At 73.2% G+C, this 12558-nt stretch carries 12 protein-coding genes; 8 read left to right on the top strand and 4 right to left on the bottom strand.

Translation table 11 applies throughout. The features are described from left to right. Positions 1-177: 177 nt before the first annotated feature. A complete protein-coding gene (locus I6A60_RS36335; protein WP_203024837.1) occupies positions 178-333 on the bottom strand; it encodes a DUF6131 family protein in 156 nt (51 codons plus the stop codon). 1115 nt (positions 334-1448) lie between these two features. Here I6A60_RS36335 and I6A60_RS36330 point away from each other — a divergent pair. The 3 genes from I6A60_RS36330 (at position 1449) to metK (ending at position 4247) form a co-directional block, all read left to right on the top strand. Continuing rightward, positions 1449-1949, top strand: coding sequence for a pyridoxamine 5'-phosphate oxidase family protein (locus I6A60_RS36330; RefSeq protein ID WP_203024835.1), 501 nt, complete (start codon positions 1449-1451; stop codon positions 1947-1949). A 216-nt stretch (positions 1950-2165) separates the two neighbouring features. Next, entirely contained in the window at positions 2166-2576 is a 411-nt protein-coding gene (locus I6A60_RS36325; protein ID WP_203024834.1) for a nitroreductase/quinone reductase family protein, read from the top strand. Between the two features lie 414 nt (positions 2577-2990). Continuing rightward, entirely contained in the window at positions 2991-4247 is a 1257-nt protein-coding gene (metK, locus tag I6A60_RS36320) for a methionine adenosyltransferase (RefSeq protein WP_203024833.1), read from the top strand. A 73-nt stretch (positions 4248-4320) separates the two neighbouring features. Here the strand turns inward: metK and mce are convergent, their stop codons facing one another. Beyond that, positions 4321-4746 (bottom strand): methylmalonyl-CoA epimerase, encoded by a 426-nt coding sequence (gene mce / locus I6A60_RS36315; RefSeq protein ID WP_203024832.1) that lies wholly within the window; start codon positions 4744-4746, stop codon positions 4321-4323. A gap of 241 nt (positions 4747-4987) precedes the next feature. Here mce and I6A60_RS36310 point away from each other — a divergent pair, with 241 nt between their 5' ends. The 5 genes from I6A60_RS36310 to I6A60_RS36290 all read left to right on the top strand — a co-directional run bounded on the left by I6A60_RS36310 (position 4988) and on the right by I6A60_RS36290 (position 10392). Then, the gene (locus I6A60_RS36310) at positions 4988-6802 is read left to right on the top strand and encodes a RyR domain-containing protein (RefSeq protein WP_203024831.1); all 1815 of its coding nucleotides are present in this window, start codon (positions 4988-4990) and stop codon (positions 6800-6802) included. A gap of 99 nt (positions 6803-6901) precedes the next feature. Next, entirely contained in the window at positions 6902-7519 is a 618-nt protein-coding gene (locus tag I6A60_RS36305; protein ID WP_203024830.1) for a peptide deformylase, read from the top strand. Positions 7520-7555: 36 nt separating this feature from the next. Continuing rightward, positions 7556-8614: a low specificity L-threonine aldolase gene (locus tag I6A60_RS36300; protein ID WP_203042758.1), complete on the top strand. Its 1059-nt coding sequence runs from the start codon at positions 7556-7558 to the stop codon at positions 8612-8614. 152 nt (positions 8615-8766) lie between these two features. After that, positions 8767-9969, top strand: a complete 1203-nt coding sequence (locus tag I6A60_RS36295; protein ID WP_203024828.1) for a serine hydrolase domain-containing protein — start codon at positions 8767-8769, stop codon at positions 9967-9969. A gap of 129 nt (positions 9970-10098) precedes the next feature. Continuing rightward, complete coding sequence (locus I6A60_RS36290; protein WP_238436980.1) at positions 10099-10392, top strand: HGxxPAAW family protein; 294 nt, start codon at positions 10099-10101, stop codon at positions 10390-10392. A 96-nt stretch (positions 10393-10488) separates the two neighbouring features. On the opposite strand, the gene I6A60_RS36285 is transcribed toward I6A60_RS36290, so the two are convergent. Both I6A60_RS36285 and I6A60_RS36280 read right to left on the bottom strand, forming a co-directional pair. Further along, positions 10489-11700: an NADH:flavin oxidoreductase gene (locus tag I6A60_RS36285; RefSeq protein WP_203042761.1), complete on the bottom strand. Its 1212-nt coding sequence runs from the start codon at positions 11698-11700 to the stop codon at positions 10489-10491. 149 nt (positions 11701-11849) lie between these two features. Continuing rightward, on the bottom strand, positions 11850-12558 hold a 709-nt coding region (locus tag I6A60_RS36280), incomplete at its 5' end, for a helix-turn-helix domain-containing protein (RefSeq protein WP_238436979.1).

Genomic DNA, 12558 nt, shown 5'->3' with positions numbered 1-12558 from the left:
CCACAAACCCCCACCCCCCCCCCCCCCCCCCAACCCCCCCCGCCCCCCCCGCGGGGGGGTTCCTCTGGCGATCTTCGCCACTTTTCAGCTAGTACCGCCACTCAACCGGCGATTGGCGGATGGGCTTTTGTGGCTTGCTCCGTGAGGACGCCGACCGGCGTGCGCGACCTGTGTCTGTCAGAAATAGTGCCTACGGCCGCCCACGGCGCGGCCGCTCTGGCCAAGCACGGCCAGGACCAGGCCGACGACGACCAGGATGATGCCGATCGTCCACAGAATCGGGATTCCGAGCAGGAACCCGAGGAGCAGGGCAATGATGCCTGCGACAATCATGGTGATGCCTCCGATGTGACGTGGCGGTCCCGCGCTTCCAGGAAGCGGCGAGTCGCGAGGGGTGGCGACTTCGCGGCCCTCTGACGTTGGTCGTCGAGGGCCGAGTGGACCGGTACCGCCTGCCTGCCCCGCTCGGCGCGCCGTACACCTCGGCTTACCTGGCAATCCCCTTAAGGCCCGCCAGCCCGCTCGCCCAGAGCTCCTCAACCTCCCGGAACACCCTGGTTACCGGCTCGATCGGCGGAGGGCGAACCCCGGCGGTGGCGTGTCCGCCCAGGAGCCCGCCTTGACACTAGGCGATCACTTCCGGACCTCCTGGATCGTCTAGCCAAGCGCGCAAGTCATCGCGAAGATCTTGGACCAGGCGCAGGCCAGGGTCAGCCCGCGGGTCGGCCGAGCCATGCGAACCCGCCAACAGCAAGTCCAACCCACCGGACAATGTCTCAACGCTCTCGCGATCGAGATGGGTCGTGTAGAAGACCTCCGGGTCAGCGGGGATCCCGTCGCTCGCGAGCCCGTCTCTCCTTGTATTTTCGACGATTTCCCGTGCGCGTTCGCCGTCGGTATCGGCAAAGTCAATCGACCAGTATCGAGTCATTTTTTCATCACTTCCCAATGGCGTTCAGGAGGGTCTGCCGTCGCTGTACGAGTTTCTGCCAGAAGTTTGGGTCACCCATCACGTTGGTCGACGCGCTTGGTGGCGGGTCCATCCAGCTGCCCTGGAATCCGAGGTGCACCGCCGTGCTTCCTGTCGTGATGGGCTCGCCGAACGGGTCGTAGGAACGGGAGTCGGTCAACGCGCCTGCGGCGGTTAACGCGGCGACCAGGCCGCCGTGGGTGTCGGTCAGGGTTACCCGGTTCCCAGCGAGAAGCCGGCCGCGACCAGGTCACGCCGGACTCGACGGACGTCAGCCCTCCCAAGATCCAGGACTCGATCTGGGCGGATCAGGATTCTGACCAGCGAAACCGCTGGCAGCAGCCTCGGGCCGGCTCCCCCAGCAGCCCTGGCGATCGCGCTCGGTCGCGGCGACACGAGATCAGCTGGATATTGACCGAAAGTCGCCCCGGCACGGGATGATGGTCGCGAGCCGACATCCCGCCGGGGAGGGGCGATCATGGGTACACAGTTGGAACCGATCGCGAGCAGGCCGTACATGCCGGGCTACGGGACGCTGCCGGCCGACGAGGGCGGCGGTCTGCTGCCGTGGAGCTGGGCGGTCGAACGGCTGGCGGCGTCGCACGACTACTGGCTGGCGACGGTCCGGCCGGACGGGCGCCCGCATGTCATGCCGGTCTGGGGCGTCTGGCTCGGCGACGCCCTGTGGTTCAGCTCCGGCGAGGAGTCCCGCAAAGCCCGCAACCTCTCGATCCGCCCCTTCGCGACGCTGACCACCGACAACGCGGCCGAACCGGTCGTCGTCGAGGGCCGCACCGACCGAATCCGCGCGGCCACCACGATCGGCCATTTCACCGCCGCGGTGAACACGAAGTACCGGACCGACTATCCGGTCTCCTTCTTCACCGCGAACGTCACCTTCCGGCTACGTCCCAGCACCGCCTTCGCCCTGACCGACTCCAACTTCACCGGCTCCCCCACCCGCTGGGCCTTCGCGTAGCCGCGAACCACCGTTCTGCCGACGTTCTCTCCTGGGCGGCGTCCACCCACCGGCCGCGTTCCGCCGTCGACGCGGTGGAACTCCGTGACGCGGCGTGGGACGGATCAGGTCGCTGGCGGCGTTACCGTCCACGACGACCGAAGCGCGCGGGCGGGCTCACACCCGCGGCGCGACGCGTCTGGGCCTGCTGGCATCCCGAGAACGAGGAGCGTTCCGATGAGCTGGAACGAGACCGTCATCGCCGAGTTCCGCGCGAACCACGGCGAGGTGACGACCGGCGGCTTCGGCCGCAGCCTGGTGCTGTTGCACAGCGTCGGGGCGAAAAGCGGTGCCGAACGGGTGAACCCGGTACTCGGCCGCCGATCCGGCGAGGACTGGGTCGTCGCCGCGTCGTTCGCCGGAGCACCCTCGCACCCGGCCTGGTACCACAACCTGGTCGCGCACCCGGACACCACGATCGAGACCGCCGAGCAGGGAACGGTCGCGGTGACCGCCAGCGAGCTCACCGGAGCCGACTACGACCGCGAATGGGCCGGCTTCGTCGGGCAGTCGCAGACCTTTGCCGACTACCAGAAGAAGGCGGGCGACCGCAAGATCCCGCTGGTCCGCCTACGCCACCGCGGCTGATCGGGCGGCGCGGCCCACCACGACCGCCGAGCGCCGGGTCCGGCGAGGTCGGCCCGTTCGCTTGATCGTCGTTTTGGCCCTCAGGTGGTTGCAAATCCGCAGCGGTTACAGCCACGCGAGGGCGAAAACAGCGATCTTGCTGGTCTCGGGACGACGCCGACCTCGTCAGACTCGGCACCAGCCGGGATTCGCGGCGGCGGGAGGCATTCGGCCGGGGTCGGACATTCCGGCGGGACAACCAGGGATACAGGACCGCCAAGGTATTTCTCGCCGCTTGGGCGCGGGTGACGGAAACGCTCAGCGCTGGGATGACGCACCCAGGGCCGGGCCGTCACTAATGCCGGGCGACGCGCCTGGCGGGGGCGACGATGGACGCCTGTCAGCGCTTCCTCACCGCCCGAAGGAAGGTTTGTTATGTCCAGGCGCCTTTTCACGTCGGAATCCGTTACCGAGGGCCATCCCGACAAAGCGGCCGACCAGGTCAGCGATGCCCTGCTGGACGCGTATCTGGCCGCGGACCGGCGGTCCCGCGTGGCGGTCGAGACACTCGTCGCGAACGGGAAGGTGCACGTCGCCGGCGAGGTGACGAGCGACGCCGACGTGGACGTCGTCGGCACCGTCCGGCGCACGCTCGCCGGTATCGGCTATGACGCGGCGACCGGCTTCGACGCGGCGAAGGTCGAGGTGCTGGTGTCCATCGGCCAGCAGTCGCCGGACATCGCCCAGGGCGTCGACAACGCCTACGAGGCCCGGACCGGTCTGGGCGCGTCGGCCCAGGGCGGCGCCCGCGGGCACGCCGGCCGGGACGACGAGCTCTCCCGCCAGGGCGCGGGCGACCAGGGAATCATGTTCGGCTACGCGAGCGACGAGACTCCCGCGCTGATGCCGCTGCCGATCACGCTCGCGCACCGGCTGGCGGGCCGGCTCGCCGCCGTCCGGCACGACCGGTCCCTGCCGTACCTGCGTCCGGACGGCAAGACCCAGGTGACGATCGAGTACGACGGCGACCGGCCGGCGCGGCTGGACACCGTCGTCGTCTCGGCGCACCACGAGCCGGGCCTGGACCTCGACGGCCGGCTCGCCCCGGACATCCGGACCCACGTCGTCGAGCCGGAGCTCAAGCGCCTCGCCGAGGAGCTCGGCAGCCGGGCCGGCCTGGAGGTCGACGGCTACCGGCTGCTGGTGAACCCGACCGGCCGTTTCGAGCTCGGCGGCCCCGGGGCCGACGCGGGCCTCACCGGTCGCAAGATCATCATCGACACCTACGGCGGGTACGCGCGCCACGGCGGCGGGGCGTTCTCGGGTAAGGACCCGTCGAAGGTCGACCGGTCCGCGGCCTACGCGCTGCGCTGGGTGGCCCGCAACGTGGTGGCCGCCGGCCTCGCCCGCCGGGTGGAGCTGCAGGTCGCGTACGCGATCGGCAAGGCCGAGCCGGTCGGCCTGTTCGTCGAGACGTTCGGGACCGAGCAGGTCTCCCCCGCGCTCATCGAGCGCGCCGTCACCGACGTGTTCGACCTGCGCCCCGCCGCGATCATCCGCGACCTCGACCTGCTGCGCCCGATCTACCAGCAGACCGCCGCCTACGGCCACTTCGGCCGCCCGCTGCCGGACTTCACCTGGGAGCGGTCCGACCGCGCCGCCGCGCTGCGCGCCGCGACCACCAGCAACTAGCCCACCGCTGGGAGCCGCCGGCCCGGGGGATGCGACCTCGCCCGGACCGGCGGCCGTCGTTGGCCGCGGTGAGCTAGTGGCGGCCCGCGGCTTCTACTAGTTCGGTGAGGACGCCGCCGAGGCCCTTCGGGTGGATGAAGGCGATGCGGCTGTCCGAGGTGCCGTGCACCGGGGTCTTGTTCACCAGGTCGAAGCCGCTGACGGTGAGCGAGGCCAGGGCCGCGTCGATGTCATGGACGCCGTAGGCGATGTGGTGGATGCCCGGGCCACGCTTGGCCAGGAACTTGCCCACCGGGGTGTCGTCCCGGATCGGCTCAAGCAGCTGCACATAGGAGCCGCCCGTGTCACCGTCGTGGACGAGCAGCATCGCCTCGCGCACGCCCTGGCGGTCGTTGGTCTCCTGGTGCACGCACTTCAGGTTGAAGGCCTGCTCGTAGATCGGGATGGTGTCCTCGAGAGAGGCCACCGCGATCCCGACGTGATCGATCCTCGTCAGCACGCCGGTAGCGTCTCCCGGCGCCGTCGGCGCAGTCCACCGTTGCCGGCGTGACACGCACGACTACCGCGCCGTCCGCACACTTTCCGCCTGACCTCGGCGTGCTATTCCGGATGACGCCTCGTGCGACCCGTTCGGACTGGTCCTGTCGGCAATCGGATGTCGCGACCGTGGGCGGATCCGGACGCGGCCGGCATAATGTTCGGACTCGCGGCCAATCGGAGGAGCGGCTCGAAGGAGCAGGGTGGACGGCAGCGGGCATCGGCGGCGCGGGAATACCGCGCGGGCCGCGGCGCGCGGTCTCCTCGTCGGGCCGCGGGCCTGGCGGCTGCTGTGTGCGCTGGCGGCCGTCGCGTCGGTCACGCTCGCCGTCGTCGGCCAGTGGCGAATGGATCGCGCCGCCGCGGTGACCGGCTCTTTCGGGAGCCATTTCCTGGACCTGTTGTACGGCGCGCTCGGCCTGTTCGTTTTCCAGCCTCCCGCCGTGCCCGACACGGCCCTTTCCGTGCCGCTGCAGGTAGCCAGGTTCCTGGCGCCGGCGGCGACGCTCTACGCGCTCGCGGACGTGCTGGTGCTGCCGACGGCCCGGCTGCGGGCCCGACTGGCCAGCGGCCATGTCGTGGTCTGCGGGTCCGGGCCGGGCGCGCTCGCGCTGGTGGCGAAGCTGCGGGCGGCCCGGGTCCGGGTGGTGCTCGTCGCCGAGCACGGCCGGGCGGACCTGGTCGACCTGGTCGGCGGCGACGGCGTGACGGTGCTGGTCGGCGACCCGGCGAGCGAGGCGCTGCTGCGCTCGGCCGGCGTCGGGCGGGCCCAGCGGCTCTACGTCACCGGGCCGGCGACCGGGCACAACGGCGCCGTGGTCACCGCCGCGCAGACCGTCGCCAGGGCTGCGGGCCGCGCCGGCACCGACCCGCTGCGCTGCCTGGTCGAGGAGTCCGACCCGGACGTGCTCGACGCGATGTGGATGCTGCTGCTGCGCCGCCCGGCGAGCGACCCGGTGACCATCGAGTTCTACAACCCGGCCCGGCTGGGGGCCCGGCTGCTGCTGGACGAGGTCCAGCCGCGCTGGGACCCGGTGGGCGACGAACCGGTCGTCGTGGCCGGGCTGTCCACGTTCGGCCGCGAGCTGGTCGTGGAGATCGCCCGCCGCCGGCACCGGGCGCTGGGGCACGGCGCCGGGCGGCTCGCGGTGGTCGTCGTCGACGAGCAGGCCGCCACCCTCGTCGAGCGGCTGTGCCGGCGGTACAGCGTCGTCGAGGACATGCTCGACATCGCCTGCGAGGAGAGCGAGGTCGACGCCCTCGGCCTCGACCAGCTCGTCCACCCGAGCCACCCCGGCGTCTTCGTCACCCAGATCTTCGTCTGCTATGCGGACGCCGAGCTGGCGCTGCGCAAGGCGCTCGCGACATCCCGACCACCGACGCGCCGGTCGGTGGTGGTCCGGGTCGACCGGATGAGCCCACTGGGCGAGGCGCTTCGCCCTGGTAGCACAGAAAGGCAAGGCCCGATGGCCGCGCTCTACGACGATCTGGACTTCTTCCCCGAGCGGGAGCGGGCGTGCGATCCGGACGACGCGCCCGACGACCGGCTGGAGGCGTGGGCTGAGGCGATCCACGTCGACTACTGCCGGCAGCGGCTGGAGTCCGGCGAGGTGCGCGACGACAACGAGGCCCTGGTCGCGTGGGAGAACCTGCCGGAGAAGTACCGGTCGAACAACTACGACCAGGCGCGCGACATCGAGACCAAGCTGCGCCTGATCGGCTGCGCCAGCGCGCGGATGGCCGCCGCCCCCGAGGCGTTCGCGTTCACCGCCGACGAGGTCGAGCGGCTGTCCCGCTGGGAGCACGAACGCTGGATGCGCAACCGGGTCGCACACGGCTGGTCGTTCGGCGAGGTCCGGGACAATGACAGGCTGCTGCATCCGGACATCCGGCCGTATGACGAGCTGTCGACGGAGACGAAGGAGAAGGACGCCCAGATGGTGCGCCTGATCCCGGATCTGCTCGCCGGCGCCGGCTACCGTGTGGTCCGGTTCCCGACCCCGGCCGCGGCCGGCTGAGACTGCCTAGGACTGCGCTCGCGTGACGATCTTCCCCTTGCCGTCTGCCCGCCGCGTGCGGCCGGGCGCGCCCACCGCTCGCCGCCGCGGGCGGGCCGCGTGACCGTCCTGCCGATCCGGGTCCTCGGCGACCCGGTGCTGCGCACGCCCGCCGAGCCGGTGACGGTCTTCGACGACCGGCTGCGCCGCCTCGTCGACGACATGATCGAGACGATGTACGCGGCGCCCGGGGTGGGGCTGGCCGCGCCGCAGGTCGGCGTCGGGCTGCGGCTGTTCGTCTTCGACACCGACTGGCAGCCGAACCGGCCGGACCGGCACGAGGACGACTCCGACCCCGAGGCGGCCGAGCGGCCGCGCGGGCGGGCGCCGAGGGTCGTCGCGAACCCGGTCCTCGAGCTCGGCCCCGGTGAGCAGAACGACCAGGAGGGCTGCCTGTCGATCCCCGGCCTGCACTACGCGACGGCCAGGGCCGCGACGGCGACGGTCCGGGGCGTCGACGCGGCCGGCGAACCGGTCGAGTACACCGGCACGGGCCTGCTGGCGCGCTGCCTGCAGCACGAGTCCGACCACCTGACCGGCACCCTGTACGTCGACCGGCTGACCGGGCTGACCCGGCGATCCGCGCAGCGCGCTTTGCGCGACGCGGCCTTCGTCACGCCGGACCCGGCGGGCGACGGCACGGGCGGGTTCCTCAGCGCGCTGCGCCGCCTCCGCTGACCGGCCGGGCGGCCGGTCTCCGTATCGTGGCGAGTCATGACCATCGACCTGCGCAGCGACACGGTGACCCAGCCGACGGACGGGATGCGCCGGGCGATGGCGACGGCCGACCTCGGAGACGACGTCTACGGCGAGGACCCGACGGTCCGGGCGCTGGAGGAGTACGGCGCCGGCCTGCTCGGCCATGAGGCCGCGCTGTTCGTGCCGAGCGGGACGATGGGCAACTTCTGCGCGCTGCGCGCCAACGCTGAGTTCGGCACCGAGATCCTCGCGGACACCGAGGCGCACGTCGTCACCTACGAGCTGGGCGGGCTGGCCGTGCTCGGCGGTGTGCAGACCCGGACGCTCGCCGGCCTGGCCGTCGACCTGGACCTGTCGGTGATCGCCGAGCAGATCCGGCCTGGCGCCAGGACCTGGCCGACCCGGCCCGAAGCGTCCGAGGTCGGCCACGGGATGGTGGCGACGAGCGTGGTCGCGGTGGAGAACACGTGGGCCCGCGGCGGGGGCCGCATCATCCCGGTCGAGCGCCTGGAGCGGCTGCGCGCCGTCACCGACGCCGCCGAGGTGGTGCTGCACTGCGACGGTGCCCGGCTGTGGAACGCCGCGGTCGGGCTCGGCGTCGAGCCGAGCCAGCTGGGCCAGCTGTTCGGGACGCTGTCGGTGTGCCTGTCGAAGGGGCTGGGCGCCCCGGTCGGGTCGCTGGTCGTCGGCGACGCGACGCACGTCGCCCGCGCGAGGGTGTGGCGCAAGCGGCTCGGCGGCGGGATGCGCCAGGCCGGGGTGCTCGCCGCCGCCGGCCTGTACGCGCTGCGCCATCACCTGGACCGGCTCGCCGACGACCACCGGCGGGCCGCGCAGCTCGCCGCGGTGCTGGCCGACGCCGCGCCAGGCAGCGTCGAGCCCAAGAACGTCGACACCAACATGATTTTCGTACGGGTCGACGACGCGACCGCGTTCATCGCCCGGGCCCGGGAGGAGGGGGTTCTCGTCGGGGCCTCCGGGCCGCGCGAGGTCCGCATCCTGACCCATCTGGACGTGGACGACGCGGACGTCCGCGCGGCGGGCGACATCCTCGCCCGGCTGCTCGCCGGCTGACCGCTGCGCCACGACGTGACGGCCCTGCGCGCCTGAACGGGCCAGCGGCGTGGGCCCGCGACGGCTGCGGCACGCGCCAGGTCGGCGGAAACGGGCCCGGCGCGCGGATTCGGCCCCAGAATCGCCGTCATGACGTCTCCCGGATCGCCTTCATGACGTCTCCCGGGTCCGCCTCGACGGACGGCGCGGTCCCGGCGGGCCCGGACGCCCGAGCCGCGGGCGCGCGGGACACCCCGCCCGGCGTGCCTGACCCGGTTGGACCGCACACGGTCGCGCGGGGCGCGGTCGCGCCGGGCTTCGAGGCCGTGCGCGCGGCGTTCGAGCGGGTGCTCACCGAGGCGGCCGGCACGGGCGCGGCCGTCGCCGTGTGGCACGACGGAAGCTGGGTCGCCGACCTGTGGGGCGGGCGGGCCGACGCCGCCGGGACGACCGGGTGGGACCGGGACAGCATCGTCATGCCGTACTCGGTGACGAAGCCGTTCGCGGCCGTCTGCGCGCTGCTGCTCGTCGAGCGCGGCCAGCTCGACCTCGACGCGCGGGTGAGCCGCTACTGGCCCGGCTTCGCGGCACCGGCGACGGTCCGCCACGTGCTCGCACACCAGGCCGGCCTGGTGGCGCTGGAGGAACCGCTGCCGACGGCGGCGCTGTTCGACTGGGAGCTGATCTGCGCCGAGCTCGCCACCACCGCGCCGCTGTGGACGCCCGGCACCGCGCACGGCGAGAGCGCGCTGTTCTACGGCCACCTGGTCTGCGAGCTGGTCCGCCGGGTCGACGGCCGCCGGTTCGGGGAGTTCCTGCGGGCGCAGGTGTGCGGGCCGCTGGGCCTGGACTTCTCCGTCGGGCTTCGGCCGGCCGAGCAGCGCCGGTGCGTGGAGGTCACCGGCCTCGACGCCGCCTTCCGCGAGCGGACCGCGGCCAGCCGCCCCGAGCTCTACCGGCGCGCGGTCGGCAACCCGCCGGGCATCCAGGACGGCGCGGTCGTCAACAGCGCGTCGCTGCGGGCGGCCGAGATCCCGGCGGTCAACGGGCACGGGACGGCCCGCGCCGTCGCCGGCCTGTACGCCGCGCTGCTGTCCGGCCAGCTGCTCGGGCCGGGCCTGCTCGCCGAGGCGTCCGGCGCGCAGTGCTCGGGCGTCGACCGCGTCATGGGCGGCCCGAACGCCTGGGGGCTCGGCTTCGGCGTCGACGACGACGGGTTCGGCATGGGCGGGCTGGGCGGCAGCCTCGGCTGGGCCAGCCGAGAGGGCCGCTACGCCTACGCGTTCCTGACCGGCTCGATGGGTGACCACGCCCGCTCGACCACGGTGGAGAACACGCTGCGCGACTGCCTCGGGCTGGCGCCGCTCCCCCAGTGAGCCGCCCGCTCCCGCGGTCAGCGCCCGCTCCCGCGGTGATCGGCCCGGTGCCGGCGACGCCCGCGCGAGGCGGCGGTCACGGCGCCGGCCTGCCAGTCGGCCGGGCCCGATAGCATCGGCCTGGGGCGGATGACCGTCCAGACCGCGCAGGCACGCACGGAGGGTCCACTGGTGAGCGACACGCACGAGGCGCACCGCGCCAAGCCCCTGTCCTGGGTGATGGTCGCGGTCATCACCATCGGCACCATCGTCGGCACGTTCGGGGTCTGCCTGGCGTCCTGGCCGATCTCGATCATCGGGGCCGCCGTGGTGGTCCTCGGTGCCGTCATCGCCCTGGCCACCGGGATCATGGAAGACGTCGACGAGTCGGCGAGCCGCGACCTGTGGCCGATCGGCGGGCGCGACCGCCGCGAGATCGCCTAGGTCCGGTCGCCGGCGGCCACGGCCGACGGTTCGACAGCGCGCAGCCGAAGCGGCCCGCACCCCTCGGGGTTCGGGCCGCTTCGCCGTTCCCGGTGACTACCGCTCGCGGTCCGGCGCAGGGGTGACCAGGACGCAGCGGGAGCTGGAGTAGATCGTCGGCATGCACTTGTTGCAGTGCACGCACAGCGACCTCGTCGTCGCGTCGGCCTGCAGCCGGTTGACCAGGTCAGGCTCGCGCAGCAGCGCGCGGGCCATCGCGACGAACTGGAAGCCCTCCGCCATCGCCGTGTCCATGCCAGCCTTGTCCGTGACGCCGCCCAGCAGGACCAGCGGCATCGTCAACGCCGCCCGGAACTGGCGGGCGTAGTCGAGCAGGTAGAGCGGCTGGTACGGATAGGCCTTGAGGAACCGCGGGCCGACGAGCTTCAGCCCTGCCCTGGTGACGCCGTGGAACGCGTCGGCGAACTCGCGGACCGGCGCCTCGCCGCGGAACAGGTACATCGGGTTGAGCAGCGAGCTGCCGCAGGTGAGCACGAGCGCGTCGAGCGTCCCGTCCTCCTCCAGCCACCGGGCGACCCGCAGCGACTCGTCGAGCCAGAGGCCGCCGGGGACGCCGTCGTCCATGTTCAGCTTCGCCAGCACCGCCAGCTGGCCACCCACCTCGGCGCGGACCGCGCCGGCGATCTCCCGGGCGAACCGGGCCCGGCCCTCGAGGGTGCCGCCGTAGCCGTCGGTCCGCCGGTTCAGCTTCGGTGACAGGAACGCGCTGGCCAGGTAGTTGTGGCCGAAGTGCAGCTCGACGGCGTCGAAGCCGGCGTCGGCCGCGTACCGGGCCGCCTGCGCGTGGGCTGCGACGATGCGCTCGATGTCGGCCCGCGTCGTCGCCTTCGTCACCCCGCCGAACGGGCTGAACCGGCGGGTCGGCGCGAGCGACGGCGCTCGGTTCGACGCGCCGTTGGCGACCGGGCCGGCGTGGCCTAGCTGCGCGGACACCGCGGCGCCGGTGGCGTGCACGGCCTCGGTGAGACGCCGCAGGCCGGGAAGCGCCTCGGGGCGCAGGTGGATCTGGTGGCGGTCGGTGCGGCCCTCGGGGGCGACGGCGCAGTAGGCGACGGTCGTCAGGCCGACGCCGCCGGACGCGGGCGCCAGGTGGTAGTCGATCAGCTCGTCGGTGACCAGCCCCTTCGGGGTCCGCCCCTCGAAGGTCGCCGACTTGATCACCCGGTTGCGCAGCCGGACCGGGCCGAGCATCGCCGGCGCGAAGACGTCCGGCGCGGGCGCCGCCGCGGACGTCGTCGCGGCGGACATCGACGCGGCCGGGGCCGCCGGGCCGGCGGAGGCGCGGTCCACGCCGCGATCGGCCGGCGGGGCGGCCGTGGCTTCGTTCACAGGTGCACTATCCACCGCAGAATCTGACGGTGCATCAGAAAAGCCGGTTCCGCTCCTTGGCCGGAGGGTCAGCCGAGCGCGGTGTCGAGGAGCTCCCGGAGGAGCTCGGCGAGCCGGTCCGGGTCGGCGGCGGCAAGCTCCGGAAGGGTGCCCGCGGTCCTGGCGACGCCGATGCCGAGCAGCACCATCGCGCCGAGCTCCGCGCGCAGCTCGGCGTCGGGCCCACCGGCGGATCCCGGCCCGACCGCTCGCAGCACCGGGAGCACCTGCTGGGCCAGCCGGGTGGCGGTCGCGGCGCGGGCGGCGTCGTCCAGGTCGCAGCGGAAGACATTCTGGCCGACCGTGCTCGCCGGCCCGTCGCGCCACCGCTCGACCATCCGGGCGAGCAGCTCGGCGAGTGCGACGTTCGCGTCCTGGTCGCCGCCGACCTCCCGCCCGGCGTTCTCGGCGACGGAGGGGCCGGGCCGGTCCTGGCGCGGGTGCTCGTCGCCGTCGCGCGTCGGCGTGGGCGCCTCGACAACGGCGCCGGCGCCGGCGTCGCGGGCGGCGCCCACCACAGGGTCGGCGGCGAGGACCGCCTGGTAGAGGCCGTCCTTGCCGCCGTAGTAGCGGGCGATCAGGGCGGCGTCGACGCCGGCCCGCTCGGCGACGGCGCGCAGCGCCGTTCCGGTGTAGCCGCGTTCGGCGAACAGCTCGGTGGCGGCGGCGAGCAGCCGCGCCCGGCTGCGCCCGGCGTCACGGCGGCGGGCCGCCGCGGCCCCGGCCGGGCCGGCGGGG

This window comes from Frankia sp. AgB1.9 (assembly GCF_016786355.1).
Taxonomy (GTDB): domain Bacteria; phylum Actinomycetota; class Actinomycetes; order Frankiales; family Frankiaceae; genus Pseudofrankia.
The sequence above is the reverse complement of the archived record's forward strand: the minus strand, read 5'-3'. Positions and strand labels throughout refer to the sequence as shown.

Bases quoted from the DNA above. Each gene is read 5' to 3' on its own strand.
- I6A60_RS36295 (WP_203024828.1), top strand. From the start codon at position 8,767: ATGACGTCTCCCGGGTCCGCCTCGACGGACGGCGCGGTCCCGGCGGGC.
- I6A60_RS36285 (WP_203042761.1), bottom strand. From the start codon at position 11,700: ATGTCCGCCGCGACGACGTCCGCGGCGGCGCCCGCGCCGGACGTCTTC.
- I6A60_RS36335 (WP_203024837.1), bottom strand. From the start codon at position 333: ATGATTGTCGCAGGCATCATTGCCCTGCTCCTCGGGTTCCTGCTCGGA.
- I6A60_RS36330 (WP_203024835.1), top strand. From the start codon at position 1,449: ATGGGTACACAGTTGGAACCGATCGCGAGCAGGCCGTACATGCCGGGC.
- I6A60_RS36290 (WP_238436980.1), top strand. From the start codon at position 10,099: ATGACCGTCCAGACCGCGCAGGCACGCACGGAGGGTCCACTGGTGAGC.
- I6A60_RS36325 (WP_203024834.1), top strand. From the start codon at position 2,166: ATGAGCTGGAACGAGACCGTCATCGCCGAGTTCCGCGCGAACCACGGC.
- metK (WP_203024833.1), top strand. From the start codon at position 2,991: ATGTCCAGGCGCCTTTTCACGTCGGAATCCGTTACCGAGGGCCATCCC.
- I6A60_RS36300 (WP_203042758.1), top strand. From the start codon at position 7,556: ATGACCATCGACCTGCGCAGCGACACGGTGACCCAGCCGACGGACGGG.